Below are 25,655 nucleotides of genomic sequence, written 5' to 3'. Positions count from 1 at the left end.
CGCCATCAAGCCTCGCTGATGCTCCAGATCACCGTCCATGGCGCGAGATTGCCACCATCGCTGCCGCCGAGACGGAAGATCGTCTCGCCGACGTCTTGCTCCGAGACGAGCGGCGCCGCCTCGGCGCCGAGGTTGGCGTGCAGATGAAGACGTCGGTTTTGCGCCAGGCTCCAATCCACCGCGAGCGCGCTTCCCGCCGAGCGATAGACCGCGTTTCCGCCGCCGGCGCCTTTGAGCAAAGGCACGATCCTGCGGTGCCGGAGGTCGAGAAGCGTCCTGTAAAAATCAAGGATCTCGGAAGAGGTGAGTTTCGACCAGTCCAGCTTGGCGGCGGCGAAGGTCGATGGCGCCGTCGGGTCGAGAAGATCGTTGGCGTCGAATCCCGGCAAACGGGAGAGCTCCTCGCGACGGCCCTTCCTGACCTTCTCGTTCAAGTCCTCGTCGAAATCGCAGAAGAAAGGGAAAGGCTCTTTGGCGCCCCATTCCTCGCCCATGAACAGCATCGGGATCTCCGGCGCCAGCAGGTAGATGGCGACGACGGCCTTGACGACATCGGCAGGGCTCGAAGCAAGTATCCGGTCCCCCAGCGCCCTGTTGCCGATCTGGTCATGGTTCTGGATGAAGGAGATGAAAGCGGTGGGCGGGAGGTGGCCGCTCGGCCTGCCGCGGCTTCCACCGCGGTAGGGCATGTGTTCCCCCTGAAACACGAAGCCTTCCGCCAGCGCCCGGCCGAGCTTGCCGGCGTCACCGGCGTAATCGGCATAATAGCCGAAGGTTTCGCCCGTGGCGGTGATATGCAGCACATGGTGGACATCGTCGTTCCACTGGGCGGTGAACAGCCTCACTTCCCCGTTTTCGTCACGCTGCAACAGGTCGCTGTCGTTTTCCTCGTTTTCGACGATCAGGTGCACATGCCGGCTGCACGCCGCCGCCCTGACACGCCGGGCAAGCGCGTGAAGCAGATGCTCGGCGCTGTCGTCCTTGATGGCGTGGACAGCATCGAAGCGGAAACCGTCGAGCCTGAACTCGGTGATCCAGTAAATGGCGTTCTCGATGATGAACTCGCGGATCATCTCGGATCCGTCGCCGTCGTAGTTGATGCCGTTGCCCCAGGGCGTCTTGTGATGATCGGTAAAGAGTGGCGCATAGGCCGGGATATAATTGCCGGCCGGCCCGAAGTGATTGTAGACCACGTCCAGAAAAACCGAGATGCCGCGCTGATGTGCTGCATCCACCAGCGCCATGAAATCTTCCGGCCGGCCGTAGCTGCGGTCCGGAGCATAGGGAAGCACGCCATCATAACCCCAGCTGTAACGTCCGGGGAATTCACTAAGCGGCATGATCTGCAGTGCCGTGACGCCTAGCTGCTGCAGATAGTCGAGATGCTCGATTGCCGCCTTGAAAGTACCCTCCGGCGTGAAGCAGCCGATATGCATCTCGTAGATGACCATCTCTTCCCAAGGCCGACCCGCCCAGTCGATCGTCTTCCAGCGATAGAAGGAAAGGTCGACTGCTTCGCTCGGCCCGTGCACATCCTGCGGCTGAAACCGCGAGGCGGGATCGGGAATTTCGAGACCGTCCGGCAGGACGAAGCGATAGCGGGTACCGACACTGGCATCCGCGACCGTATAGTGGTGCCAGCCGTTTCCGAGCGCCTGCATCGGCCGCGGATCAGCGCCTTCGAGTTTCAGCGACACGCTTTCATGCAAGGGAGCCCAGAGGCGAAACAAAATGCCCTCTTCGGTGAATGCGGGGCCGAACTTCATTTTGGTCAAGGGAAAGCCTTCGATGAAGTGAGATTGGATTTGGGTAACTTTTGCGGGAGCAAAAAGTTTCGTCAGCAAGCGGACGCGCGAAGGCGGCCGCTGTCACCATTCACCGAAACATAGAAGTCTGGGTCAGTCGAGCCAGGTCGCTGGCTCGCGCATTCCATGTACGACCACGACAATTTCGGCGCCGTAACTGGTCGGCTCATAGACCGCGATGTAGCGCCCCTCGACAAGTAAGCGGGCCGCGGGGCTGATTTCCGGGCGCGCAGGTCCCATTTCGGGATGAGCGGCGACCAGTTCGAACTTTTCAAAAAGTTTTTGCAGGAGCCTGTCGGCAGCCAGTTCATTGTGAACGGCGATATTGCGCCAGATATCGCGCATCTGGCGCTGGGCACGCGGAGACAACTTATATTTAGCCACGAACTGCGCGTTCTGCTTTCAGTTCTTGCAGGAAGGCCGCAGGGTCAATCTCTTCGGGTTCGCCGCTGGCTTTACCTTCGGCATATTCCCGCTTGAGTTTTTCCAGTTCAAGCGCGCGAATTTCCTCCCGCTGTTCCAGCAAGCGGAGGCTATCACGCATGACTTCGCTGGCGCTGGCATAGCGTCCACTTTCAACAAGCTCACGGACAAAGCCTTCATAGCGAGGCCCGATATTATAGCTGGAGGGCATGGCAATACCTTTCATCGAAGCCATGTTATCAGTTTTTGATAACCTGGACAAATAAAACTCCCGTCAACCGCCTTGACTGCGACCCGAAATTGCGGCGCCGGCACTTCGACTGTCAGGCCGCCGCGACTTTGCCCGAGAGAGCCTGATCCATCGCCGCCTGAAGCTGTTCCTGCGTGAATGGTTTCTTCATCCGCAGCATCCGGCCGAGGCCATGGTCTTCGGAAAACTCGGCATAGCCCGAGGCAAGGATGATGGGCAGGCCTGGAAAGGAGGAGCGAAGGTGGCGCGCAAGCTCAGCGCCCGTCATGCCCGGCATTGCATGATCGGTGATGACGAGATCGCAACCCTGTCCGTCGGCAAAGAATTCCAACGCCTGGGAAGCGGAAGATGCCTCTTGCGGCAGGTGCATTGCCGCGTGCCACGGCCGTGGTCACCTGGGCGATATTACGGACCTGGGCCGTGAGGTTGCCGCACATGGCGTTGACGGAATCGGTCAGGTCCTTCCAGGTGCCTGCCACCCCAGGCACCAGAGCCTGCCCGCCGAGCTTGCCTTCGGTGCCGACCTCGCTGGCGACTCGCGTCACTTCCGAGGCGAAGGACCTGAGCTGGTCGACCATGGTGTTGATCGCTCCCTTGAGCTGCAGGATTTCGCCGCGCACGTCGACGGTGATCTTCTTGGAAAAATCGCCATTCGCAACAGCGATCGTGACGTCGGCGATATTGCGCACCTGCGCCGTCAGGTTCGAGGCCATCGAGTTCACGCTTTCGGTGAGGTCCTTCCAGACGCCGGTTACTTCCGGCACCTGCGCTTGACCGCCGAGTTTTCCGTCCGTGCCGACCTCGCGCGCGACGCGCGTCACTTCCGACGTGAAGACACTCAGCTGCTTGATCATCGTATTGACGATATCGGCGGAGCGCAGGAACTCACCTTTGAGCGCCCGCCCGTCGACATCGAGCGGCCCGGTCTGCAGCAGATCTCCCTTGGCGACCGCGGTGATTGTGCGCGTGACGGCGGTCGTCGGCCATAGAAGATCGTCGATCAAACCGTTGATCGATCCTTCCATTTCGGACCAGGAGCCGTCCGACAGGCCGAAGTGTACGCGCGTGCTCGTTCGCCCGTCCCGGCCGACCACCTGCCCGACATGCTCGAGCTGCTGGGCCATGCGTTGATTGGCGGCGATGATGCCATTTAGAGCGTCGGCAACCTTGCCGGAAATGCCGGTCAAGTCGGAACGCATCCGTACCGAAAAGTCGCCTCGCCTGACCGCAACCAGCACCTCTAAAAAGGGCGCTGGCATCGTCAAATGCCGTAGTTTTATGGTCCTGCCCGTTGAAGCCCTCATCCGCAGCCTCTTCGCGCGAAAATCCACTCGTTTGTGTGCTCACGGAATCCCCCTGTTCGAACAAACCTAATTTAGTGCTCCGCCGGAAAAAGGCGATGGGCGTCCATAGGGTTGCAGAGAGAAGCCAAACCCAAGATCAACGGCCAAACTTTGCCCGCGCGGGAACAGTTTCCGCTCGACCGTCGTTTCCGCCAAGACAAGGAGAGTGACATGTCGAACGTCTCAAGGACAGGCAAAGAAGAGATCAACAATGCAACGAGCTTGACGACCTTCGGAAGGTCGGTCGAGAGTCAGGCGCAGATGCAGGATGCCGCTGCGGAGGCATCGCCCGAAACCGGCGGCGAGGTCCTCAATATCTATCGGCTGGAACCCATCGCCAAACCTGACGATCCCCGGTGGGACAATGCTCCCAACCACGGCGTCATCGTCGTTGCCGCGAGGACGCCCGGCGACGCCAGGATCGTCGCCGCGGCGCGTGAACTCGATTTCATGGAAGTCGATGCTGCGCCCGCCGAGGACGTCACCACGGCGAATGCCAGCGCCTTCCGCGACGACAAGCTCTACACAGTGATCGAGATCGGTCGGGACAGAAGTGATATAAAGCGAGGTATCCTCAATGGCACGGTCTCTGTCGACACGATCCGGCCGGTCGAGACAGACTAAAATCCTTCTTCACCTGGGAGTTCTCATGAATACCGCCAATCTGCAGCTCAAGGGCCTGATCATGGCGATGGCCTCGCTATGTGACGCAATCGTCGAGAAGGAACTGCTCACGCGCGGGGAAGTTGACGCCGCGCTTTCAAAGGCTCAAAAAGCGATCGAGGAGGATGACGACCACGAGCTGTCCGGCGCCAATCTAGCAGCGATCCTGTTTCCGATCCGCGTGCTGCGGCTTGCCGGCGAAGCCGGTCGCAAGGGCGAAGGGGCCACGTTTTCTGAATACGCCAAGCGCGTCGGCAAGCTCAGCTGAGCATGTTCGAAGACTTTTCTCTCGAGACCGTCGACGTTGGGCCAGGGGCGTTTCGCGTCCGTCACGGCGGAACGGGACCGGCCGTTCTGCTTCTCCACGGCCATCCTAGGACACATATGACTTGGGGCAAGGTGGCCGATCTGCTGTCGCCCTACCTCACGATCGTCTGCCCCGACCTGCCTGGTTTCGGCCGCTCCTACCTGCCGCTCGATACTCCCGACAGCCGCAACTCTTCGAAGCGCGCAAAGGCCGGAGCCCTGGTTGAACTGATGCTGAGGCTGGGACACGAGAACGTCGCGGTGGCCGGCCACGACCGCGGAAGCTTGGCTGCCTTCCGCATGGCGATGGATTATCCCGAACGCGTGCAGAAACTCATCATCGCCGACGGCATCCCCGTCATAGAGCATCTGGAACGCGCCGACTGGAAATTTGCCAGAGACTGGTACCACTGGTTCTTCTTCGCTCAGCCGGAAAAGCCGGAACGGGCAATCTTGGCCGCTCCCCTGGCATGGTACGACAAACTCTCGACGGCACTCATGGGAAAGCAGACCTATGACGACCTCATCGACATCATCCACGATCCAGCAGCGATCCATGGGATGATCGAGGACTACCGCGCCGGCATCCGCATCGACCATCTCCACGACCGCGAGGACCGCGACGCCGGCCGAAGAGTGACCTGCCCCATGCTCTGTCTCTGGTCGCTGCGCGACGACATGGAACAGATCTACGGCGATCCGGTCGCCGTCTGGCGGAACTGGGTGGATGACGTGCGCGGCTTCGGCATAGACAGCGGCCATCACGTGGCCGAGGAGAATCCTGGAGCGCTCTCGCAGGCGATCCAGGAGTTTCTCGAGCACGGATAGCACCTGAGCTCAAGACGCACTCCGGTAGTGTCGCCATCCCGCTACGTGCGCAGCGCTGTCAGTTTTCGCTATAAGTTGATCTTTCCTCTCTTGTTTTAGTCCCACTCCTGTGGCTATACCCCGGCCGCATATGTACACGCACCGGGATTTCTTTCGTGACTAACCTCAAACCACTTCTGGCCGCCTGCGGCCTCTCAACCATGATCGGCCTTACCGCAAATCCGTCTTTGGCCGGTTCGACGACCTACCCGCTGACCCTGGAAAACTGCGGCGCGCAGGTAACGTTCGAGAAGGCGCCCGAACGGGCGATCGGCCTCGGCCAGAACAGCGCTGAAATCCTGCTGCTGCTCGGCCTTCAGGACAAGATGGCCGGCACGGCCTTCTGGCCAAGCAAGGTTCTGCCGCAGCTCGCGGAAGCCAATGCCAAGGTCAAGCTTCTAACCGTAGAGATGCCGACCTTCGAATCGATGCTCGCCGAAAATCCTGATTTCGTCGCAGTGGCCCTGCCGAGCCTGGTCGGGCCGAACAGCAAGATTGCCAAGCGCGAAGATTTCGACAAGGTCGGCGTCGCCACCTATCTCTCGCCCAGCACCTGCCTGAGCACTAAGGACGTCAAGGACCAGTATGGCAGCCGCGCAGAGCTGTGGAACATGGATCTTCTGTATAAGGAGATCGACGAACTCTCGCAGATCTTCGATGTCGCCGATCGCGGTCAGGCGCTGATCGCCGATTTCAAGGCGCGCGAAGCCACGCTTCGCGGGAGCGTTTCGAAGGACGGCAAGAACCTTTCCTACGTCTTCTGGTTCTCCAGCCCCAGCCCGTCGGCCGACGCCTATCTCGGCGGCAAGAACAGCGCGTCCAGCTTCATCGCCGACCTGCTCGGCGGACACAACGCGATATCAGCGGAAGCGGAATGGCCGACGCTCGGCTGGGAAGGCATCATCGCCTCCAATCCCGACGTCATTGTCGTCGCCAGTCTCGACCGCAACCGCTGGGAGCTCGACAAGCCGGAGGCCAAGATCAATTTCCTGAACACCGATCCGGCCGTCAGCCAGATCCCTGCCGTGAAGAACAAGGCGATGGTGATCATGGACGGCCAGGCCATGAACCCGACCGTCCGCACGGTCTACGGCGCCGAGCAGGTGGCCGGCCAGCTGAAGGCTCTCGGTCTGTTGAAGTGACGGAAGCGGGCCGCATCTTCCGGCAGCTGGGAGCCGTCCTCGCACTGCTCGTCGCCTCTTTCTGCCTCATCGCTATCGCCATTGGCGTCAGCGTCGGGATCGGCGACCTGCCGATCCCGCTTGCAACCACGTTTTCGGCCGTCACCAACCGGCTGGGATGGACCGCGGTCGAACTGAACCGCATCCATGAGACGGTGATCTGGGATTATCGTCTCAGCCGGGCGCTCGTCGCCGCCTTCTGCGGCGCGGGCCTTGCGCTGTCGGGCGCGATCATGCAGTCGCTGCTGCGCAATCCGCTCGCCGAACCCTATGTTCTCGGCATCTCCGCCGGCGCCTCCACCGGCGCCGTCGCGATCGTCATCCTGGGCGTCGGCTCCGGCGCGGTCTCACTTTCCGCCGGCGCCTTTGCTGGTGCCTTCGCAGCCTTCTTCTTCGTCGCCCTGCTGTCGAACGGCACGCGCAGCGGAGCCGATCGCACCATCCTTGCCGGTGTCGCCGCGTCACAGCTTTTCAACGCCACGACCTCCTATATCGTCACCACCTCGGCCAATGCGCAGCAGGCCCGCGACGTCATGTTCTGGCTGCTCGGCAGCTTCGGCGGCGTGCGCTGGCCGGAATTCGCGCTGGTCTCGATCGTCGTCGGCATCGGCCTGGTCGGCTGCCTGTTTTACGCCCGCGTGCTCGACGCCTTCGCCTTCGGCGACGAGGCGGCATCCTCGCTCGGCGTCAATGTCGGCCGCGCTCGGATGGTGCTCTTCGCGCTGACGGCAATGATGACGGCGACGATCGTCAGCATGGTGGGGTCGATCGGCTTCGTCGGCCTCGTCGTGCCGCATGTCGCCCGCTTTGTCGTCGGGCCGCTGCATGTCCGTCTGCTGCCGGCCTGTGCCATGACAGGGGCGATCTTCATGGTGCTCGCCGACATCGCCGCACGCGCCCTCATTCCGAACCAGATCCTGCCGATCGGTGTCGTCACGGCCCTGGTGGGCGTCCCCTTCTTCTCGATCATCCTTTACCGATTCCAGCGCGCATCATGAGTATCAAGGCCGACAACCTCACCTGGAAAATTGGCAGGAAAACCATTCTCGACGGCGTTTCCATGGAGGCGCAGCCCGGCCGGATGCTCGGCCTGCTCGGGCCGAACGGCTCGGGCAAGACCTCGCTGCTGCGGCTTCTGGCCGGCCTGAAGCGGCCGCATTCCGGCCGCGTCACGCTCGACCGGAGCGACATCGGCACGATCAGCCGTCGCTCGATCGCCCGAAGGATTGCCTTCGTCGAGCAGCACGCCACGACAAATGCCAATCTCAGGGTCGTCGACGTCGTCAAGCTCGGCCGGTTTCCGCACCGGTCGATGTTTTCAGGCTGGAAGAAGGCGGACGAAGAGGCGGTCGAAGAGGCGCTGGCGCGCGCCGGCATGGCGGAGAAGCGCGACGATCGCTGGCAGAGCCTGTCGGGCGGCGAAAAGCAGCGCACCCATATCGCCAGGGCGCTCGCCCAGTCGCCCCAGGAGCTGATCCTCGACGAGCCGACGAACCATCTCGACATCCAGCACCAGATCGGCCTGATGCGGCTCGTCTCCGGCCTGCCGATCACCAGCATCGTCGCCCTGCACGATCTCAACCATGCAGCCATGTTCTGCGACGAGCTTGTTATCATGCAGCAGGGCAGGATTGTCGCCTCCGGCGCACCGCAGGACGTATTGAGCGAAGACCTTCTGCGCGAGGTCTTTTCCGTCGAGGCCCGCATCGAAGCCTCGCCCCATCATTCGCGCCCGCACATCCACTATCTCAGGTGACAGCGGCCGCTCTCACGTCACGATCTGCAGCGGCAAAGCGGTCGTCTTTTTCAGTGTCTTGAGGACGATGCTCGATTTGACCGATGCCAGATTATCGGTGACCCGGATCATTCTTTCGAGAAACTGACTGAGATGGTCGAGGTCGCGCGTCATGACCTTCATCAGAAAGTCGGCGTCGCCCGTCTGCGAGTAGCATTCCAGGATCTCCGGCGCGGTCTCGATGAAACGATGGAGCCGCTCGTTTCCGCCTTCCGTATGCGCGCGCAGGCTGACAAGCGTATGCGCAACGACGGTGAAACCCAGCCTCACCGGATTGAGGATGGCGACAACGCTCTGAATATATTGCTCCTTGCGCAGTCTTTCCAAACGACGTGCGCATTGAGTGGCGGACAGGTTGACCTTCTGGGACAGCTCGCCCTGCGTCACCTCGCTGTTTTGCTGGAGGGCGGCAAGCAATTTGATATCGAACTGGTCGAGCATGGCCTGCCCTCTCATATAAGGGGAATTTCTGCGTAATATACCCGCAATTCGCCGATTGTCTGCATTGACGCGACTATAAAAGGAGATAATCGCAGAAATTCGTCGCGAAAGTTCCGCTAATCTCCGGCCAATGACATCAAAAAAGAGGTGGACCTGTGTTTGAGGAACTGAAGAACCGGCCGGCCGACAGCCTGCTTGCACTCATCAAGGCTTTTCAGGCGGACGAGCGCTCCGGAAAGATAGACCTCGGCGTCGGTGTTTATCGCGACGCCATGGGACGCACGCCCGTCATGCGTGCCGTCAAGGCCGCGGAGCGGCTTCTTCTTGAGACTCAGGACAGCAAGAAATATCTGGGCCCCGAAGGCGACCTGCAATTCGTGCGCCTGCTTGAGCCCATCATCTTCGGAAACTCCCCGAAAATCGCCGACCGCCTCGCCGGCATTCAGACGCCGGGTGGAAGCGGCGCGCTCCGACTCGGCGCAGAACTCATCCAAACGGCAAATCCATCGGCGAAGGTTCTCTTGGGGACGCCGAGTTGGCCCAATCATGCACCGATCTTCTCTTCGGCGCGGCTGACCGTGAAGGAATATGCCTTCGTCAACCTGGCTTCACAGCATGTGAAATTCGAAAGCGTGGTGGACACCTTGTCTTCCGCCAACGCGGGCGACGTCGTGCTGCTTCATGGTTGCTGCCATAATCCCACGGGTATCGATTTCACCATGGAGCAGTGGCGAGAGATTACCGATCTCCTCGTTGCGCACAGGCTGGTGCCGTTCATCGATCTTGCCTATCAGGGGCTGGGCGACGGTCTCGAACAGGATGCCGCGCCCACCCGCATGATCCTCGATGCGGTCGAGGAAGCGCTGATCGCCTATTCCTGCGACAAGAACTTCGGCCTCTATCGCGAGCGCGTCGGCGCGCTCTATGTCGTGGCCCGCAATGCCGACGACGTTGCAAAGGCCGAAAGCAACATGGCGGCCCTCGCCCGTGTCAACTGGTCCATGCCGCCGGATCATGGGGCGGTCGTCGTCAGGACCATTCTCGAAAGCCCCGAAATGACGGCAATGTGGCGCACGGAACTCGAAGAAATGTGCGAGCGCGTCAACGGCAATCGCGCGGCGCTGGCCGCGGCCTCTCCCGAGCTGGCCTTCATCAGCCGGCAACGCGGGCTGTTTTCCAATCTCTCCATGCTCAAGGAAACGGCGGTCGCGCTCAGGGCAAACCACGGCATCTACATGGCAGATTCCGGGCGCATGAACCTTGCCGGCATGCAGCCGGCCGATGCCGGCGCCATCGTCGCGGCGCTCCGGGCCGAAGGCTGCCTGAGATCGTAACCGAACGCAGCATTGGAGCCTCCGAATGAGCAGGAAAGAAACGACCGGTCAGGCGATCACCCGTTCGCTCGTCACCCACGGGATCGACACCGTGTTCGGCATCCCGGGCGCCCACATGTATGATTTTAACGATGCCCTCTACGGTGCCGGTGACAAAATTCGGTTCATTCACACCAGACACGAGCAGGGCGCCGGTTACATGGCCTATGGCTATGCCAAGTCCACCGGCCGGATCGGCGCCTATACCGTCGTTCCGGGCCCGGGCGTCCTCAATTCCGGCGCGGCTCTCTGCACCGCTTACGGCGCCAATACCCCGGTGCTGTGCATCACCGGCAACATCATGTCCCACCTGATCGGTCAGGGCAGAGGACAGTTGCACGAACTGCCGGATCAGCTCGCGACGATGCGCGGAATTACGAAAACGGCGGAGCGGATCAATCACCAGTCCGAAACCGGTCCGGTCACGGCCGAGGTCGTCGCCAAAATGCTCTCCGGCCGCCAGGGTCCAGGAGCGGTCGAAGCGCCATGGGACGTGTTCGGGCAATTCGGCCCAGAAACCGATCTGCCGGTCGGCACGAGAGCACCTCATCCGGCCGTCAACTCTGATCAGGTCGCCGCCGCTGCGGCACTGATATCAGGTGCCGCCAACCCGATGATCATGGTTGGTGGCGGCGCGGTGGATGCTGGAGCGGAAATCGCTGCTCTTGCGGAATTGCTGCAGTCGCCGGTCACGTCCCATCGCTCCGGCAAGGGCATCGTCGCCGACGATCACCCCAACTACCTGAATTTCGTCGCGGCCTACGAATATTGGCGGAAGACGGACGTCCTGATCGGGATCGGCAGCCGGCTGGAATTGCAGTTCATGCGATGGAAGTGGCTTCCCAAGGATCTCAAGGTGATCCGCATCGATATCGATCCGACCGAAATGGTCCGGCTCAAGCCTGATGTCGGCATCGTCTCGGACGCCAAGGCCGGAACACAGGCCCTCGTTGATGCGCTTGCCGGGCTGGGCCGTGAAGATCGCACGCGCGAATTTGCCGAACGCAACGAACAGGCCAAGTCTCGCTTCTCGGCAGTGCAGCCGCAGCTCGCCTATCTCGATGCCATTCGCCGAGCCCTGCCAAGGGATGGCTTCTTCGTCGAGGAAATCTGCCAGATGGGCTTTACCGCCCGATTTGCATTCCCGGTCTATGCCGCTCGTCAGTACGTCACATGCGGTTATCAGGACAATCTGGGTTTCGGCTTCAACACGGCCTTGGGCGTGAAAGTCGCCAATCCCGACAAGGCCGTTATTTCAGTTTCCGGCGATGGCGGCTTCATGTTCGGGGTTCAGGAACTTGCTACCGCCGTCCAGCATAAGATCAATGTCATCGCCATCGTCTTCAACAATTCGGCCTATGGCAACGTACTGCGTGACCAGAAGCAGGCGTATAAAGGCCGTTATCTTGGCTCGGAGCTCACCAATCCGGACTTTGTCGCGCTTGGCGAGAGCTTCGGCATTCGAGCATTCAAGGTGACGAGCCCTGGCGAACTGAAAGACGCGATCGAGGATGCCCTGTCTCTCGACGAACCTGTTCTCATCGAGGTTCCCATCGAGAAGGGATCCGAGGCGAGCCCTTGGCCTTTCATTCATCCAGCTCCGCACGAATGAATAGGCAAGGGCTAAAGGCTTATGGTGACGGTCCTTGCAGAAAGATCGTCGACAGTGGCGGCAACGTCAGCGACAGGGAGACGGACCTGCCGTGGGCGGGCACGGGTTCAGTCGACACCGCGCCGTTGACAAGGCCCGAGCCGCCATATTCCCGCGCATCCGTCGTCATCCGCTCGACCCACACGCCGTCTCTCGGCACACCGATCCTGTAACCGTAACGCGGCACCGGCGTGAAGTTCGACATGACCAGAACCGTCGAAGCGCGATCGGGCGCATAACGGAGCATGCCGAGGACGGAATTGACGGCGTCGTCGGCTGCCGCCCATTCGAAACCCTCGGGATGAAAGTCACCGAACTGCAATGCCGGCTCGTCCCCGTAAAGGCCGTTCAGATCCTTCACCAGCCGCTGGATCCCCACATGCTGAGGCCGGTCCAGCACATCCCAGCTCACCGAGCCGTCATGATTCCACTCGTCCGGCTGGGCGACTTCGCTGCCCATGAACAGGAGCTTCTTGCCGGGATGGCCCCACATGAAGGCAAGATAGCTGCGCAGATTGGCGAATTTCTGCCATTCGTCGCCCGGCATCTTCGTCAGCAGCGAGCCCTTTCCGTAGACGACCTCGTCATGTGAAATCGGCAGAATGAAGCGCTCGGAATAGGCATAGATCATGCCGAAGGTCATCGTGCCGTGGTGATAGCTCCGGTACACCGGATCCTTCTCGATGTAGCTCAGGCTGTCATGCATCCAGCCCATGTTCCATTTGATATCGAACCCCAGCCCCCCCTCCTCCGGTGGCTTCGTCACGCCGGGCCAGGCCGTCGATTCCTCGGCGATCGTCATCGCGTGCGGGCAGCGCGCGTGAATGATGCTGTTCAGATGCTTGAAGAATTCGACCGCTTCCAGATTCTCGCGACCGCCATACTGATTGGGAATCCATTCGCCCTCGTTGCGGCTGTAGTCGCGGTAGAGCATCGAGGCAACGGCGTCGACCCGCAAACCGTCTATATGGTAGCGCTCCAGCCATTCCAGCGCGCTGGCGATCAGGAACCCTTTCACCTCTTTGCGGCCGAGATTGTAGATCAGCGTGTTCCAGTCGCGGTGAAAGCCCTCGCGCGGATCTTCGTGCTCGTAGAGCGCGCTGCCGTCGAAGCGGGCAAGCCCCCAAACGTCTGTCGGAAAATGGGCTGGCACCCAGTCGAGGATGACGCCGAGCCCGGCGCCATGGCAGCGGTCGACGAAATAAGCGAGATCTTCAGGCGTCCCATATCGGCCAGTTGGAGCGAAGAGGCCAAGCGGCTGATACCCCCAGGACCCGCCGAACGGATGCTCCATAATCGGCAGCAGCTCGATATGCGTAAATCCCATATCGCTGGCATAGGGAACGAGCCGCTGGCTGAGCTCGGCCCAGTCGAGCGATCTGTTGCCGTCCTTTTGGTCGCGAAGCCAGGAGCCGGCATGCACTTCATAGACGGAGAGCGCGCCCTCCAGCCTGTCTTGCCGGGACCGGCTCTTCATCCAGCCCTCATCCCTCCATCGAAACGGCGTCGACGATGCGACGATGGAGGCGGTGGATGGGGCGGCCTCGCTCGCCCTCGCCACCGGATCGGCTTTCTGCGGCAGGCAGGTCCCCTGCGCATCGATGATCTCGAACTTATATCTTTCACCCGGAGCCAGCCGGGGGATAAACAGCTCCCAGACGCCTGCCGACTGTCTCAGCCGCATTGGGTTTCGCCGTCCATCCCAGGCGTTGAAGTCCCCGACGACCGAGACGCGGCGCGCATTCGGAGCCCACACGGCGAAACGAACGCCCGATATACCGTCGATCGACATCTCAACCGCGCCGAGCGTCCGGCTGAGACTATAGTGAGTGCCCTCCGATATCAGATGGAGGTCGAGTTCCCCGAGCAGCAGACCGAAGCTGTAGGGGTCCTCGGTCAGTTGGACTGCATCCGGCCATGTGATCCGCAGCCGGTATCCCGTCCTCGAAGCGGCGGCCGCCGCAAACAGGCCGGACGGGTGGACGATGCTGAACGGCGTCACCTCACGACCGCTCGTCGCGTCGATGAGATCGACCGCTTCCGCGCCGGGCAAGTACACCCGCACGATCGTCATGCCGCCGCTTTCGTGGGGACCAAGGATCGAAAAGGGATCGCCGTGGCGGCCCTCTATCAGAGCCCAAAGCGCATCCTGTCCGATGCCTGCGAGAAGTTCCATGCGTTCAACATTCATGCCGTTACCCCCGCTAAGCGCGATGCGATTTCGGTAAGGCCGGCGAGCGGGATCGGCAGCCACTTCGGCCGGTTACGCGCTTCATAGGCGATTTCATAGGCGGCCTTTTCGAGAAGAAAGGCATCGAGGACCCTCCGTCGTTGCTCGGGCGGCATAGCGAGCGTCTTCGATGCGGAGACCGCCTGCCAATAGGCATCGAGAAAGGCCTCCTCGGCACTGCGCCCGAAGCGGGCGATGGCGTCCCGTCGCACCTCGTTCTCGTGTTCGGTAACCGCATCATTGTCGAGCTGCGCGGTGGCGACGAGATAGTTCAACGATCTTAAAAGCCCGGCCACGTCGCGGAGCGGAACGGTCTTGGCTCGGCGCTCGGCGAGATTTTTCGCGGGCTCGCCTTCGAAGTCGATGATGACCGCATCGCCTTCGCTGACCAGAATCTGGCCGAGATGGAAATCGCCATGCGTACGCGTCATCAACAAGCCGCGAGTGCTCTCCGCCAGGCCTGCGCCAAGCTCGATGAGTTCGGCGCGGCGCTCCAGAAGCGGGCGAGCGAGCAGATCGACCGCGGGATCGGCACTTTCCTCGCGTTCGGCAAGCTTCGACATCGCATAAGCGATTTCGCCCGCCACCGCCTTCTTGATCGCCTCAACCTCACCGCCACCGGCGATCAGAGGGCTGAACGCCTCGTCCGCGTTCTCCCCCGAGAGGACGACATGCAATTCGCCGAGCCTCAGGCCCACCATTGCAACGAAGCTGATCAGTGACTGGAAGACATCATCGCCTGGTTCCACCGCCGGGTCATTCAGCACGAGCTCGTCTGCCGCGCGGCGCAAATTGCTCAACATCCAGTTCCAGGCGTCGCCCTGGTTGCGGATCGCTCCCTGAACGATGATCAAAGTCGAGCGACGCCCGCTGGAATCAGTGTGCGCGACCTCGCCAAGCAGCGGCGCGGTGTGGTCGTAGCCGGCGCGGGTGAGAAACCGCGTCATCTCGACCTCCGGATGGACGCCGGGGAAAATATGCCTGATCAGCTTGATCATCGCGACGTCACCGACGATCATCGAACTGTTGGATTGTTCGGCGGAAAGCCAATGGATCGGCATATCGTCGGTAACATCAAGCCGGTCGAGCCGCTCGGTGCCAAGGAATTCCAGCGTGCCGGTACGCCCGGTGATGATGGAGCGGTCGGCAAGCCCGCGCAGGACCCCGCGCGCCATCGGCTCTACGGCAAACCCGTCCGTCAGGAAGCCGACCCGCCTGCCCTGGCGAACCCGCCCCAGAGCAAGCTGCTGCGTCAAAGCAGAGGGTTGCGCGTCGTCCCAGGCGATCGCGAGCGGCAGCTGATAGGATTCGGTGTGATCCGGCAGCACCGCTTCCAATTCGCCGAGAACGACACCATCAGCAAAGGGGATCGGCGTTGCCGAGATCAGCCGCGCCGCCTGGAGCGGCTGGTCCTTCGCCCCGAACCAGCGGCGCCTGGCGAGGTAAGCAGGCAGGATTTCGTTGCTGAGGACGCGTCCCAGCCGCGGCTCATCGACGAGATCGAGCAGGCCGCGGCGAATGACCATCGTCGTGAGGTCGGGCAATTGCTCGGGCGGCGCGGTGCGCCATGCCGGCGGATCGGCATCGGCCTCCAGCTGGAACCAGAAGAAGCCGTAGGGCGGCAATGTCAGGAGATAGGTCAGCTGACCGATCGGCGGAAAGGGCGACATGCCGGTCAGCTCGATCGGCACACGGCCCTCGAAGGCCGCGAGGTCGAGCTCGACCGCCTGAGGCAGCCGGGAAAGGTTTGCGACGCACATCAGCGTCTCGCCGTCATATTCCCTGAGATAAGCGAGAATCTTTCGGTTCTCAGGCGAGAGGAACCGCAACAAGCCGCGCCCGAAGGCCGGATGCCTGCCGCGCAGCGCCAGCATCTTTCGCGTCCAATTGAGCAGCGAATGGGCATCGGTGCTCTGGGCCTCGACGTTGACTGCCTCGTAACCATAGAGCGGATCGGCAATCAACGGGAGGACGAGACGAGCCGGGTCCGTGCGGGAGAAGCCGCCGTTGCGGTCCGGAGACCATTGCATCGGCGTCCGCACCCCGTCGCGGTCACCGAGATAGATATTGTCGCCCATGCCGATCTCGTCGCCGTAATAAATCACCGGTGTTCCCGGCATCGAGAGAAGAAGCGCGTTCATCAGCTCGATCCGCCGGCGGTCGCGCTCCATCAGCGGCGCTAAACGCCGCCTGATGCCGAGATTGATGCGGGCGCGTTTGTCAGATGCATAGGTCTCCCAGAGATAGTCCCGCTCGGCGTCGGTCACCATTTCGAGGGTCAGTTCGTCGTGATTGCGCAGGAAGATCGCCCATTGGCAATTCTCGGGGATTTCGGGGGTCTGGCGCAGGATGTCGGTAATCGGGAACCGGTCTTCCTTGGCAATCGCCATATACATGCGCGGCATCAGCGGGAAGTGGAAGGCCATGTGGCATTCGTCGCCCTCACCGAAATATTCGCGCGTGTCCTCCGGCCATTGATTGGCCTCTGCAAGCAGCATCACGCCGGGATGAGTGGCGTCGAGAGCGGCGCGGATCCGTTTGAGGATCGCGTGGGTCTCGGGAAGATTTTCGTTGATCGTTCCCTCGCGCTCGACAAGGTAGGGAATGGCGTCGAGACGGAACCCGTCGATACCGGTTTCCAGCCAAAAGCGCATCACCTTCAGCAGTTCCTCCATGACGAGTGGGCTGTCGAAATTAAGATCGGGCTGGTGGGAATAGAAGCGGTGCCAATAATAGGCACCGGCAACCGCATCCCACGTCCAGTTGGATTTTTCGGTGTCGAGGAAGATGATGCGGGTTTCAGGAAATTTCTGGTCGCTGTCCGACCAGACATAGAAGTCGCGCTCCGGCGACCCCACTGGGGCGTGGCGAGCGTGCTGGAACCAGGGATGCTGGTCGGAGGTGTGATTGATGACGAGCTCGATGATGACGCGAATATTGCGCAGATGGGCGGCGTCGACGAATGCCCGGAAATCCTCCATCGTCCCGTAGTCGGGGCTGACATTGCCGTAGTCGGCGATGTCGTAACCGTCGTCTCGGCGCGGCGAGGGAAAGAACGGCAGCAGCCAAATGGCGTTGACGCCAAGGGCTGCGATGTGATCGAGCTTCTGGTGCAAGCCGGCGAAATCGCCGACCCCGTCACCATTGGCGTCGTAGAACGACTTGATGTGCAGCTGATAGATGATCGCGTCTTTGTACCAGAGCGGCTGGTTCATACCATCAGGATTCAACGTGTCCATTCATGCCTCCGCTGCGCGAACGCGCCAGATCGCAAAGGGCAGGATCTGAGGGTTGAAGCTCACTCTCTGCCATTTGCCATTCCATCTGAACCGATGCCCAGCGACCAGATCCTCGGCGTCGAGCGCTCCACCGTCTCCGAGCGACCACTTCCAGAGCGGCAGCTCGACGTCGCTTTCCTGGAAGTTGTGCGGATCGAGACTGATGGCGATCAACAAGACATTGTCGCGGGCGCGGCTCGCCTTTTCGAAGAACAGGATGTTGTCGTTCCAGGCGTTCAGCAGTGTCAGCCCGAGATGGGAATGCAGGGCAAGATTTTCGTTCCGGATGCGGTTGAGCATTCTGATCTCGGCGATGATATTGCCCGGGCGGTCGTAGTCCCAGGCGCGGATCTCATACTTCTCGCTGTCGGCATATTCCTTGCGCTTGGCATCGGGACGCCCCTCGCAAAGTTCGAAACCGTTATAGATGCCCCACAATCCCGAAAGGGTGGCGGCAAGTGCTGCCCGGATCAGGAAGGCCGGGCGCGGCGCGTTCTGCAGGAAATCCGGATTGATATCATGGGTGTTGACGAAGAAATGCGGGCGGAAGAATTCCTTCGGCGCTGTCTCCGTGAGTTCCCCCATATATTGCTCGAGCTCCCACTTGGCATTGCGCCAGGTGAAGTAGGTATAGGACTGAGAGAAGCCGATCTTTGCCAGCCGGTACATGACTTTCGGCTTGGTGAAAGCTTCCGACAGGAAGATCACATCGGGGTGACGCGCCCTGATATCGCCGATCAGCCACTCCCAAAACGGAAAGGGCTTGGTGTGCGGATTGTCGACGCGAAACATCTTGACGCCCTGGTCCACCCAAAGCTGGACGATATCCCTGAGCTCCACCCACAGCGAGGGCAACGCGTCTTTCGTGTAGAAATCGACATTGACGATATCCTCGTATTTCTTCGGCGGGTTCTCGGCGTATTTGATCGTTCCGTCGGGACGCCAGTCGAACCAGCCGGGATGCTCCTTCAGCCAGGGGTGGTCCGGCGAGGCTTGGATCGCGAGGTCGAGAGCGATCTCCAGGCCGTGACGGCCTGCCTCCTCCACCAGCTGGCGGAAGTCCTCGAAATTGCCGAGCTCGGGATGGATGGCATCATGGCCGCCGTCCTCGGAGCCGATGGCATAGGGGCTTCCGGGGTCATCGGGCCCGGCTTTCAGGCTGTTGTTGCGGCCTTTCCGGTTGGTCGAACCGATCGGATGAATCGGCGGGAAATAGAGCACGTCGAATCCCATGTCACGGATGGCGTGCAACCTCGGGATGACGTCGTCGAAGGTGCCGTGTCGGTTCGGATCGCCGCTCTGCGAGCGCGGGAAGATCTGGTACCAGCTGGCAAAGGCAGCCGCCTTGCGTTCGGCATCGACGGCGCTTGCCGTCGAGCGAAGCCGAAACGGCCGCTTGTCCGCCTTGTTCATCAATTCCGATGTTCGAGCATCGAGCAGGATCGCCGTGCGCTCGGCATCCGAGGCGCTTTCGAGACTGCTGACGAGGGCCCTCAAGTGGGCGCCGAGCGCTGCATCGGCATGCGTCGCAGCCGAACGAACCAGGTTCAATCCCTCCTGGAGTTCAAGCTTCAGGTCCAGCCTCGCATCGTTCTTCTTCGTCAGTTCGTAGCGAAAGATCGCAAACGGGTTCTTCCATGCCTCGACGGCGAATTCATAGCGTCCGATGCGCTCCAGCAGGAATTCGGCGCGCCAGCGATCGTTTTCGACCAGTTGCATCTCCCTCTCGGTCCAATCCGCCGCATCGAGCGGCCGCCACAGCAGGACCGCGGCGATCGGGTCGTGCCCGTCGGCGAATATATCCGCCTCGACACTGACGACATCGCCGACCACTCGCTTGATGGGAAAGCGCCCGTCATCGACTCGCGGCATGATGTTTTCAATGGCGAGCCGCGGCGACGCCGTCGCCTGCGCGATGTCCAGCATAGGCCGGGACGTGATCGGCGCCGGCGCCCTGCCTTCGATCACCAGGGTTTCCCCTGCCCGCAGCCGCAGAGGGGTGCCGTCGGCTGCAACCGGAAGAAAACCGGAAGCCGCTTCGCGCAGTGCCGTTAGCGGAGCTGGCGCACTTTTCCGCAGGTCCCTGTTGAGCAGGATGAAGCGCACATTCTCGGCGCTGCGCAAGTCTTCCGCCGCCGATTGCAGCAGCGCCGAGACCGGTCCGTTGGCGTTGCGGATGAGCCGCAGGGATGAGGCTGGCGCATAACTGACTTTGCCGATTTCGCTGTTCGCAAGGCGAATTTCGGAAGAAATATCGAAAGGGAGATCATGGCGCAGCCCCCGCAAGCCCGTCCCGTTCCCATGGGTCGGATCGAGCGGCGTGGCGGCCCCATATTCGAAACCCATCGGAACCATCAGGCCGCCACCGAGCGAGGCGGCAAGGCGCAGCGCCCTGATAGCCCGTCGTTCGAGGATTTCGCGGCTCTGGGTTCCGTGCGCGATCCGCCTGCCGAATGGCGGCTCCGGAAAAGCGATCTGCCAGCCGAGCGGCTTCTGAACCCGGTGTTCTTCGATGAACCATCTCTCGTCGAAATCCCACCAAGCCATAGATGAAAAACATCCATCGAAGCCTGTATTCTGGACCGCGCTCCTCGCCCCAAAATCAGTGCCCGGCGTCCAGGCGAGGAATTGCGCGTCCGCCTTCTCGCGCACGGCGGAAATCAGCGATTTGAAAGCCGCCGGCGCAATGCGATCAATCCCGAGCGCGCGGTAGCCGCAGAGGCCGAGACCGGCCAGCCCCCGCAGCCGTTCGGCCCATTCTTCCAACAGCCGGGATTGAGACTCCGCGTCCATCTCAGTCATCGGCCCTGCTGGATCCAGTGGTGAGCGTCTTGGGTCGACAGGGCGAAAGCCTGCCTTGGTATCCAGGGCTTTGCCGTCGAGCATCAGGTCCATCATCAGGGTGACGCCGCTCCTGCGGGCGGCCTCCACCAGGCGACCCACCCCATCCTCGACTGCACTTCCGAGCGACAGTTGAGGATCGAGTCGATTCATATCCTGGAAGGAAAAAATGCTGCGCGCCCCGCCCCGGTCGAAGAGCGGTGCTGTCAGCACACGGTCGAAACCGGTTTCCGCAGCATGGTCGAAAACCTCGCGCCATGCATCGATACCCTGAAGAAGGAGTGGATTGACATAATAGATCCGGGGTGGGGTGCTCAACACACCCTGGTTTGGAGAGAATGACATCGGCCGCCGCTCGAGTTTGGTTTGAAGGCAAACTTCTGTTGCCGGACGTTGTTCCACCGAAAGTTTCAATTCAGGTGGCGCCAGGCATCGCCGGCCGCACCGGCGCGGGACCGATGGGAGGCGCTCGACATGCACGTGAAAAGCCTTGAACTGCGCGGACGGATCTTGAAGGTTCGCGATATAAATGAATAGTCTTGGGCTGTCTGAGACGATGACCCATTTGGCTGCTAACGGAGGGCCCCGCTCCGTTTTGAAAGATCAGCGCCCGAACGAGACTTGATGTGTCCGAATGAAATCACTGCGATTGCAATAGAGGCAACCAGACGTGAACCCATCGGTGGAATTATGTTCATATCCCGAACTCGATGATCGAATCGTGATCGTCAGGGCGGGCGACGAGGTTGATGGCGTGTTTATCCGGACCGAAAGGTTCAATGTGCTGATCGATACGCTCGGAACGCCCGAGCTGTGCCTGACGGCGCTGGGCATGCTCGGGGAACAGATAAACGCTCGTCCGCTGATCGTCATCAATTCGCACATGGATTGGGATCATTTCTGGGGGAATGCCGCCATTGCGCGGCGCGCTCCGATTATCGCGCATGCCGCCGCGCTCGACCGTTTACGCGACCCTTCCGCGCGGGAAGTCCTGAGAGACAAGGCGAGGCAGGAGTCGAGGTTTCGGGACGTCGACCTCATCGGTCCCGACATCACGTTCTCCGGCTCGATGACCGTCAACGGCGGCGATCTGACGCTGGAGCTCATTCATACGCCGGGACATACGCCCGACCATGTCGCCGTATGGATTCCCGAACTTCGCATCAGCCTGGCCGTCGACGCGGTGGAATACCCCATCCCCGAAGTCTGGAGCAAAAATGCAGGCGACCTGCGCTTGATCCGTTCCTCGCTCGAGCGGATACGTGACCTCAATGCAAGACTGGTCATCCCGGCGCACGGCCGGACGCACTCTCCTTCGGCGGTGGATGACAACCTCGCCTATTTCCAAGCCCTGGCCGATCGTGTCGGCAGTTTGAGCGAGAGCCAATTGGCGGAGCCGCAACTCGGCGGTTCAAGCGGCCTGCGGCTTGAAGACTTCGTCGCCATCCCCGAGGGAATGCCTTCCGACGTGGTGGCTTTCTACCGGAACTGCCATGAGACAAACCTTGGCGCGACGGTTCAGGCCCACATCGACAAGCTGAAATCCGCATAGAGGACGTCTGGAGACCGGCAAATGAAACCGTTGGAGGGCGGACGAACCGGGCAGATCTGGCGTGACGGCGACACCGTGATCAGGCCGTCCGGCGCATGGACGCCGACGGTGCACCGGTTTTTGCGCCATCTGAGAAGCAGAGGCTTTCCGGGAGCGCCTCATCCCATTGAAATAACCGGTAGCCAGGAAGTCGTCAGTCATGTCGCCGGGCGCGTCTGCGAAGACTTGAGCGACCAGTTTGTCGGGTCGGAGCGCATGCTGCTCTCCGCAGCCAAGCTACTGCGCGAATTTCATTCGGCATCTCATGGGTTTCTGGAATCGGATCGCGAGGTCCAGACATGGATGCTGCCACCGCAGGAACCGTACGAGATCATATGCCACGGAGATTATGCACCCTACAATGTCGCCACAGCAGGTCATGAGGCTGTCGGGATCATCGATTTCGACACCGCCCATCCCGCACCCCGCCTATCGGATCTGGCCTATTCGGTTTACCGCTGGGCGCCGCTCTCCGATCCTGCCAATCCTGATGTGACCTTCGGCCTCGACGAACAACTGCAGCGGGCGGAGATTTTCTGCACGGCATATGGGGCGACGATGCAAGAACGGCTCCAACTCCCCGAGATGATCTGCGGGCGGCTTCAGGCGCTCGTCGATTACATTTTGCCAAGTGCAGCGGCCGGAGATGAGACATTCGTGGAGCGCGTGGCGAGAGGAGACGCCCGGCTGTATCTCAGCGATATGCATTATGTTCGAAGCCATCGGGATCGGCTGCTGAAGGCCGTGTGCTGACGCACCTTTGCCAACTCGAATGTCCCGCCTGCCGCATGCCCACCCCTACAGCCATTTCCTCCGTCGGAAGAAACCGAAAAGGCCAAGGCACAAGATGGCTATGACACCAAGCACGACGAAATAGCCATATTGGGTTTTCAGCTCCGGCATATCGCTGAAATTCATCCCGTAGATGCCGGCGATCGCGGTGGGGACGGCAAGGATCGCCGCCCAGGCGGCGAGCTTGCGGGCAATCGCCGTCTGCTCCGACTGGCCGATCATCACGCTCGCCTCGAAGGCGAAGGCCAGCACCTCGCGCAGCGCGTCGATATCTTCCTGAACGCGGCGCACATGGTCCGTGACATCGCGAAACAGCGATTGCAGCGTCGGATCCATGCCGGGAAGATCCGTGTGCTCGTATCGCCGGCAGACGTCGACAAGCGGCACCACGGCGTTGCGCAGCCGCAGCAGCCTGCGCCTCAACAGGTAAAGCCGCTCGATATCGGACTTTGTCAGCTGTTCGCGCAGCACCAGATCCTCGATATTCTCGACCTCGTCCTGCACGACCTCGATGACAGGCATGTAGTTGTCGACGATGAAATCGAGGATGGAATAGAGAATGTAGTTCTCGCCGTGGGCAAGGGCCGCCGGCGTCGCCTCGCATCGCTGCCGCACCGCCAGATAGGAGGACGAGTCGCCGTGACGAACGGAGACGACATAACCGCGACCGACGAACAGGTGCGTTTCGCCGAAGATGATTTCGCCGTCCTTCATGTGCGCGGTCCGGGCGACGATGAACATCGCCTCCCCGTAGATCTCCAGCTTCGGGCGCTGGTGCGGCTGCGCTGCATCCTCGATCGCCAGCGGATGGAGATTGAACTGCGCCTGGACTTGGCTCAGCAGCACCTCATCCGGCTCGTGCAGGCCGATCCAGACGATCGCATTCTCCCGGCTTCGCCATTCGCCGGCCTCTTCTATCCTGATATCGCGAATGCGTTGCCCATGCTGGTAAACGGCGGCAGCCACGACGCCGGGCCGTTCATAGGGAGGCGATGTGGAACCGCCTCCTTCTCGCGCGGGAATACTGTCCAGATCCTTCAGCCGTTCCAAATCCTGCCGTCCTCTCATTCCTGCACGGATCATATATCCGCAGCAGCCCCTCCGCCGGTCAGGCGCTCAGCCGATCATAATGCTATTTCGTAAAACATGCATCATCCGCATCTGCGCGGGGTCCGACCAGGCGCCTTCGTGGTGGCCAGGCGCCGCTCGCCGCTGAAAACAGGTGACAGCAGGAAATCCGACATGAAAGCCGCCCGGCGATTGCCGGGCGGCTTTCATTTGCTCAGGAGGCGAAGGCCGGATTGCGCCGCGCGCCCATTCTCAACACGAAATAGATCGCCCCGCCGATGGCGACGCCGAAGAACCAGCCGTAGGTGCCCCACCAGTCCGGCAGGATGGTGGTGAAGGTCGGCAGGATTGAGGAGAACAGCGCGCCCACCACAAATGCGATGAAGGCATTGCCGTGCCATCCGTTCTGGAACCGGAACTCGCCATTCTCATGATAGAGCGCTTCGACGTTCAGCTGGCTCTTCCGGATAAGATAATAGTCCACCATCATGATGCCGAAGATCGGCCCCATCGTCGATCCGATAAAATTGACGAAATGCGCCGCACCCGTCTCCCAGGGAGCAAATGGGTAAAGCACAAGAGCGATCAATGCGGCGATATATCCCCCGCGCTTGAAATTGATCTGGCGCGGGAAAACATTGGCAAAGTCGAAGGCCGGCGACACGAAGTTCGCCACGACGTTGATGCCGAGCGTTGCGATCGCGAATGTCAGCGCGGCCAGCAGCGCCAGGAACCAGCTGTCGAATTTCGCCGATATCATTTCCGGATGCAGCAGCACCTCTCCGTAGACGGTGAAGGCGGCGGTGGTCGTCACGCCCGCGACGAGGCAGAACGCCAGCAGGTTGATCGGAAGCCCCCAGAGGTTGCCTTTCCTGAGCGCCTTTTCGCTCGTTGCGTAGCGCGAAAAATCGCAGAAATTCAGGTAGAGCGCTGCGAAGTACGTGATCCAGGTGGCGGCCACGGCAGCTAATGCTGCAATCGAACCAGGCTCACCTGGCACGCCCGCATCCTTCGTCTTTTCGATCAGCACGTCGCGCGGGATTTCGGACCCGAAGGAGAAGGTGCCGGACTTGACGACTAGGTAAACCGAAAGGACCAGCATCATGATCCAGACGGCCGGACCGGCCCAATCCTGGAACTTGCGAACCGTTTCCATCCCGCGCTGAATGATCAGCAGCTGCAGCGCCCAGACGATGACGTAGCAGATGACCTCAAGGGTCGAGTGACCGAGGAAGTGGCTGTTCTGGTGAAAGGCGAGCAGGCTGTCGTTGCGGATCAGCAAGGCGACGATCGCGCCGGATGCGGCGGCGGTCTGCGCACCGTACCAGAAGCAGGCGACCACCGCTCGGACGAGTGCCGGCACGTTCGCCCCGAACGTGCCGAAGGAGGCGCGCGCCAGAACCGGAAATGGTACGCCTGTGCGCACGCCGGCATTGCCGACCAGGCTCATCAGGCAGAAGATGACCAGAGATCCAATGCCGATGGCGATGACGAAATTGACGAAGCTGCCGCACAGCAGGAACAGGCTCGCCGCCAGATAGTAGCCCCACAGGCTGTGGACGTCTGATGTCCAGACGTTGAAAATGCTGAATGCACCCCACTTGCGCTCCTCGGCGGGTGCAAGATCCTCGTTGTATAACGAGGGAGACGGATTTCGTACGCTCATGAATGCCCTCCCATATCCTTGAGGCCAAATCGGCCACAGGCGGAAGTTTGCTCTTCATTTGTGCAGCTGACAATTTAATAGTCACATTGTA

Annotated in this window: 19 protein-coding genes and 2 pseudogenes; 10 read left to right on the top strand and 11 right to left on the bottom strand. The window is 61.1% G+C overall.

The annotated features are described in order from the left end of the window. Window positions 1-5: 5 nt before the first annotated feature. From treZ to ACIPSK_RS06080, 5 genes and pseudogenes are all read right to left on the bottom strand, one after another. The gene (gene treZ / locus ACIPSK_RS06100) at window positions 6-1,766 is read right to left on the bottom strand and encodes a malto-oligosyltrehalose trehalohydrolase (protein ID WP_446532733.1); all 1,761 of its coding nucleotides are present in this window, start codon (window positions 1,764-1,766) and stop codon (window positions 6-8) included. A 132-nt stretch (window positions 1,767-1,898) separates the two neighbouring features. Next, window positions 1,899-2,189 (bottom strand): type II toxin-antitoxin system RelE/ParE family toxin, encoded by a 291-nt coding sequence (locus ACIPSK_RS06095; RefSeq protein ID WP_017967436.1) that lies wholly within the window; start codon window positions 2,187-2,189, stop codon window positions 1,899-1,901. Beyond that, entirely contained in the window at window positions 2,182-2,439 is a 258-nt protein-coding gene (locus tag ACIPSK_RS06090) for a type II toxin-antitoxin system ParD family antitoxin (RefSeq protein ID WP_020486220.1), read from the bottom strand. Before ACIPSK_RS06090 ends, ACIPSK_RS06095 begins: the two co-directional genes overlap by 8 nt. Window positions 2,440-2,551: 112 nt before the next feature. Further along, a pseudogene (locus ACIPSK_RS06085) lies at window positions 2,552-2,845 on the bottom strand (response regulator); the annotation flags it as partial. Window position 2,846: 1 nt separating this feature from the next. Continuing rightward, window positions 2,847-3,825 (bottom strand): annotated as a pseudogene (locus ACIPSK_RS06080) (HAMP domain-containing protein); the annotation flags it as partial. A 167-nt stretch (window positions 3,826-3,992) separates the two neighbouring features. Here ACIPSK_RS06080 and ACIPSK_RS06075 point away from each other — a divergent pair. The 6 genes from ACIPSK_RS06075 (at window position 3,993) to ACIPSK_RS06050 (ending at window position 8,594) form a co-directional block, all read left to right on the top strand. Beyond that, on the top strand, window positions 3,993-4,445 hold the full coding sequence (locus ACIPSK_RS06075; protein ID WP_170279661.1) for a hypothetical protein: 453 nt from the start codon (window positions 3,993-3,995) through the stop codon (window positions 4,443-4,445). A gap of 25 nt (window positions 4,446-4,470) precedes the next feature. Further along, on the top strand, window positions 4,471-4,752 hold the full coding sequence (locus tag ACIPSK_RS06070) for a hypothetical protein (RefSeq protein ID WP_162116349.1): 282 nt from the start codon (window positions 4,471-4,473) through the stop codon (window positions 4,750-4,752). A 2-nt stretch (window positions 4,753-4,754) separates the two neighbouring features. Then, window positions 4,755-5,618, top strand: coding sequence for an alpha/beta fold hydrolase (locus ACIPSK_RS06065; RefSeq protein WP_446532680.1), 864 nt, complete (start codon window positions 4,755-4,757; stop codon window positions 5,616-5,618). Between the two features lie 155 nt (window positions 5,619-5,773). Next, window positions 5,774-6,799 (top strand): ABC transporter substrate-binding protein, encoded by a 1,026-nt coding sequence (locus ACIPSK_RS06060; protein WP_446532679.1) that lies wholly within the window; start codon window positions 5,774-5,776, stop codon window positions 6,797-6,799. Next, window positions 6,796-7,836 carry a FecCD family ABC transporter permease gene (locus ACIPSK_RS06055; RefSeq protein WP_170275949.1) on the top strand — a complete coding sequence of 347 codons (1,041 nt, stop codon included), beginning with the start codon at window positions 6,796-6,798 and terminating at the stop codon, window positions 7,834-7,836. Before ACIPSK_RS06060 ends, ACIPSK_RS06055 begins: the two co-directional genes overlap by 4 nt. Further along, entirely contained in the window at window positions 7,833-8,594 is a 762-nt protein-coding gene (locus tag ACIPSK_RS06050) for an ABC transporter ATP-binding protein (protein WP_407751232.1), read from the top strand. Before ACIPSK_RS06055 ends, ACIPSK_RS06050 begins: the two co-directional genes overlap by 4 nt. A 12-nt stretch (window positions 8,595-8,606) precedes the next feature. Here ACIPSK_RS06050 and ACIPSK_RS06045 read toward each other — a convergent pair whose 3' ends face one another. Next, entirely contained in the window at window positions 8,607-9,074 is a 468-nt protein-coding gene (locus ACIPSK_RS06045) for an Lrp/AsnC family transcriptional regulator (RefSeq protein ID WP_017967443.1), read from the bottom strand. A 155-nt stretch (window positions 9,075-9,229) separates the two neighbouring features. On the opposite strand from ACIPSK_RS06045, the gene ACIPSK_RS06040 reads away from it, so the two are divergent. Both ACIPSK_RS06040 and ACIPSK_RS06035 read left to right on the top strand, forming a co-directional pair. Next, complete coding sequence (locus ACIPSK_RS06040; RefSeq protein ID WP_407751233.1) at window positions 9,230-10,408, top strand: amino acid aminotransferase; 1,179 nt, start codon at window positions 9,230-9,232, stop codon at window positions 10,406-10,408. 25 nt (window positions 10,409-10,433) lie between these two features. Continuing rightward, on the top strand, window positions 10,434-12,059 hold the full coding sequence (locus tag ACIPSK_RS06035; RefSeq protein WP_017967445.1) for a thiamine pyrophosphate-dependent enzyme: 1,626 nt from the start codon (window positions 10,434-10,436) through the stop codon (window positions 12,057-12,059). A gap of 19 nt (window positions 12,060-12,078) precedes the next feature. On the opposite strand, the gene glgB is transcribed toward ACIPSK_RS06035, so the two are convergent. From glgB to ACIPSK_RS06020, 3 genes are read right to left on the bottom strand one after another with little or no spacing between them, the layout of a single operon-like run. Further along, window positions 12,079-14,289, bottom strand: a complete 2,211-nt coding sequence (gene glgB / locus ACIPSK_RS06030; RefSeq protein WP_017967446.1) for a 1,4-alpha-glucan branching protein GlgB — start codon at window positions 14,287-14,289, stop codon at window positions 12,079-12,081. Beyond that, on the bottom strand, window positions 14,286-17,567 hold the full coding sequence (treS, locus tag ACIPSK_RS06025; protein ID WP_446532678.1) for a maltose alpha-D-glucosyltransferase: 3,282 nt from the start codon (window positions 17,565-17,567) through the stop codon (window positions 14,286-14,288). The genes glgB and treS overlap by 4 nt, the downstream gene beginning before the upstream one ends. Continuing rightward, complete coding sequence (locus ACIPSK_RS06020) at window positions 17,568-20,792, bottom strand: alpha-1,4-glucan--maltose-1-phosphate maltosyltransferase (protein WP_017967448.1); 3,225 nt, start codon at window positions 20,790-20,792, stop codon at window positions 17,568-17,570. A gap of 325 nt (window positions 20,793-21,117) precedes the next feature. Between ACIPSK_RS06020 and ACIPSK_RS06015 the strand changes: the two genes are divergently transcribed. Further along, window positions 21,118-21,999 carry an MBL fold metallo-hydrolase gene (locus ACIPSK_RS06015; RefSeq protein ID WP_446532677.1) on the top strand — a complete coding sequence of 294 codons (882 nt, stop codon included), beginning with the start codon at window positions 21,118-21,120 and terminating at the stop codon, window positions 21,997-21,999. 21 nt (window positions 22,000-22,020) lie between these two features. Next, window positions 22,021-22,791, top strand: coding sequence for a phosphotransferase enzyme family protein (locus tag ACIPSK_RS06010; protein ID WP_446532676.1), 771 nt, complete (start codon window positions 22,021-22,023; stop codon window positions 22,789-22,791). Between the two features lie 45 nt (window positions 22,792-22,836). On the opposite strand, the gene ACIPSK_RS06005 is transcribed toward ACIPSK_RS06010, so the two are convergent. Further along, entirely contained in the window at window positions 22,837-23,880 is a 1,044-nt protein-coding gene (locus ACIPSK_RS06005; RefSeq protein WP_170275955.1) for a magnesium and cobalt transport protein CorA, read from the bottom strand. A gap of 232 nt (window positions 23,881-24,112) precedes the next feature. Beyond that, window positions 24,113-25,564 (bottom strand): NCS1 family nucleobase:cation symporter-1, encoded by a 1,452-nt coding sequence (locus ACIPSK_RS06000; RefSeq protein WP_017967452.1) that lies wholly within the window; start codon window positions 25,562-25,564, stop codon window positions 24,113-24,115. Between the last annotated feature and the right edge of the window lie 91 nt (window positions 25,565-25,655).

The sequence above is a fragment of the Rhizobium sp. LARHSG275 genome, from assembly GCF_052871115.1.
Note: the sequence above shows the minus strand (reverse complement) of the source record. Positions and strands in the feature narration are given on the sequence as shown.

Coding starts and splice junctions, on each gene's coding strand:
- ACIPSK_RS06070 (WP_162116349.1), top strand. CDS start 4,471: ATGAATACCGCCAATCTGCAGCTCAAGGGCCTGATCATGGCGATGGCC.
- ACIPSK_RS06045 (WP_017967443.1), bottom strand. CDS start 9,074: ATGCTCGACCAGTTCGATATCAAATTGCTTGCCGCCCTCCAGCAAAAC.
- glgB (WP_017967446.1), bottom strand. CDS start 14,289: ATGAATGTTGAACGCATGGAACTTCTCGCAGGCATCGGACAGGATGCG.
- ACIPSK_RS06035 (WP_017967445.1), top strand. CDS start 10,434: ATGAGCAGGAAAGAAACGACCGGTCAGGCGATCACCCGTTCGCTCGTC.
- ACIPSK_RS06020 (WP_017967448.1), bottom strand. CDS start 20,792: ATGTCATTCTCTCCAAACCAGGGTGTGTTGAGCACCCCACCCCGGATC.
- ACIPSK_RS06075 (WP_170279661.1), top strand. CDS start 3,993: ATGTCGAACGTCTCAAGGACAGGCAAAGAAGAGATCAACAATGCAACG.
- ACIPSK_RS06065 (WP_446532680.1), top strand. CDS start 4,755: ATGTTCGAAGACTTTTCTCTCGAGACCGTCGACGTTGGGCCAGGGGCG.
- treS (WP_446532678.1), bottom strand. CDS start 17,567: ATGGACACGTTGAATCCTGATGGTATGAACCAGCCGCTCTGGTACAAA.
- ACIPSK_RS06000 (WP_017967452.1), bottom strand. CDS start 25,564: ATGAGCGTACGAAATCCGTCTCCCTCGTTATACAACGAGGATCTTGCA.
- ACIPSK_RS06050 (WP_407751232.1), top strand. CDS start 7,833: ATGAGTATCAAGGCCGACAACCTCACCTGGAAAATTGGCAGGAAAACC.
- ACIPSK_RS06090 (WP_020486220.1), bottom strand. CDS start 2,439: ATGCCCTCCAGCTATAATATCGGGCCTCGCTATGAAGGCTTTGTCCGT.
- ACIPSK_RS06010 (WP_446532676.1), top strand. CDS start 22,021: ATGAAACCGTTGGAGGGCGGACGAACCGGGCAGATCTGGCGTGACGGC.
- treZ (WP_446532733.1), bottom strand. CDS start 1,766: ATGAAGTTCGGCCCCGCATTCACCGAAGAGGGCATTTTGTTTCGCCTC.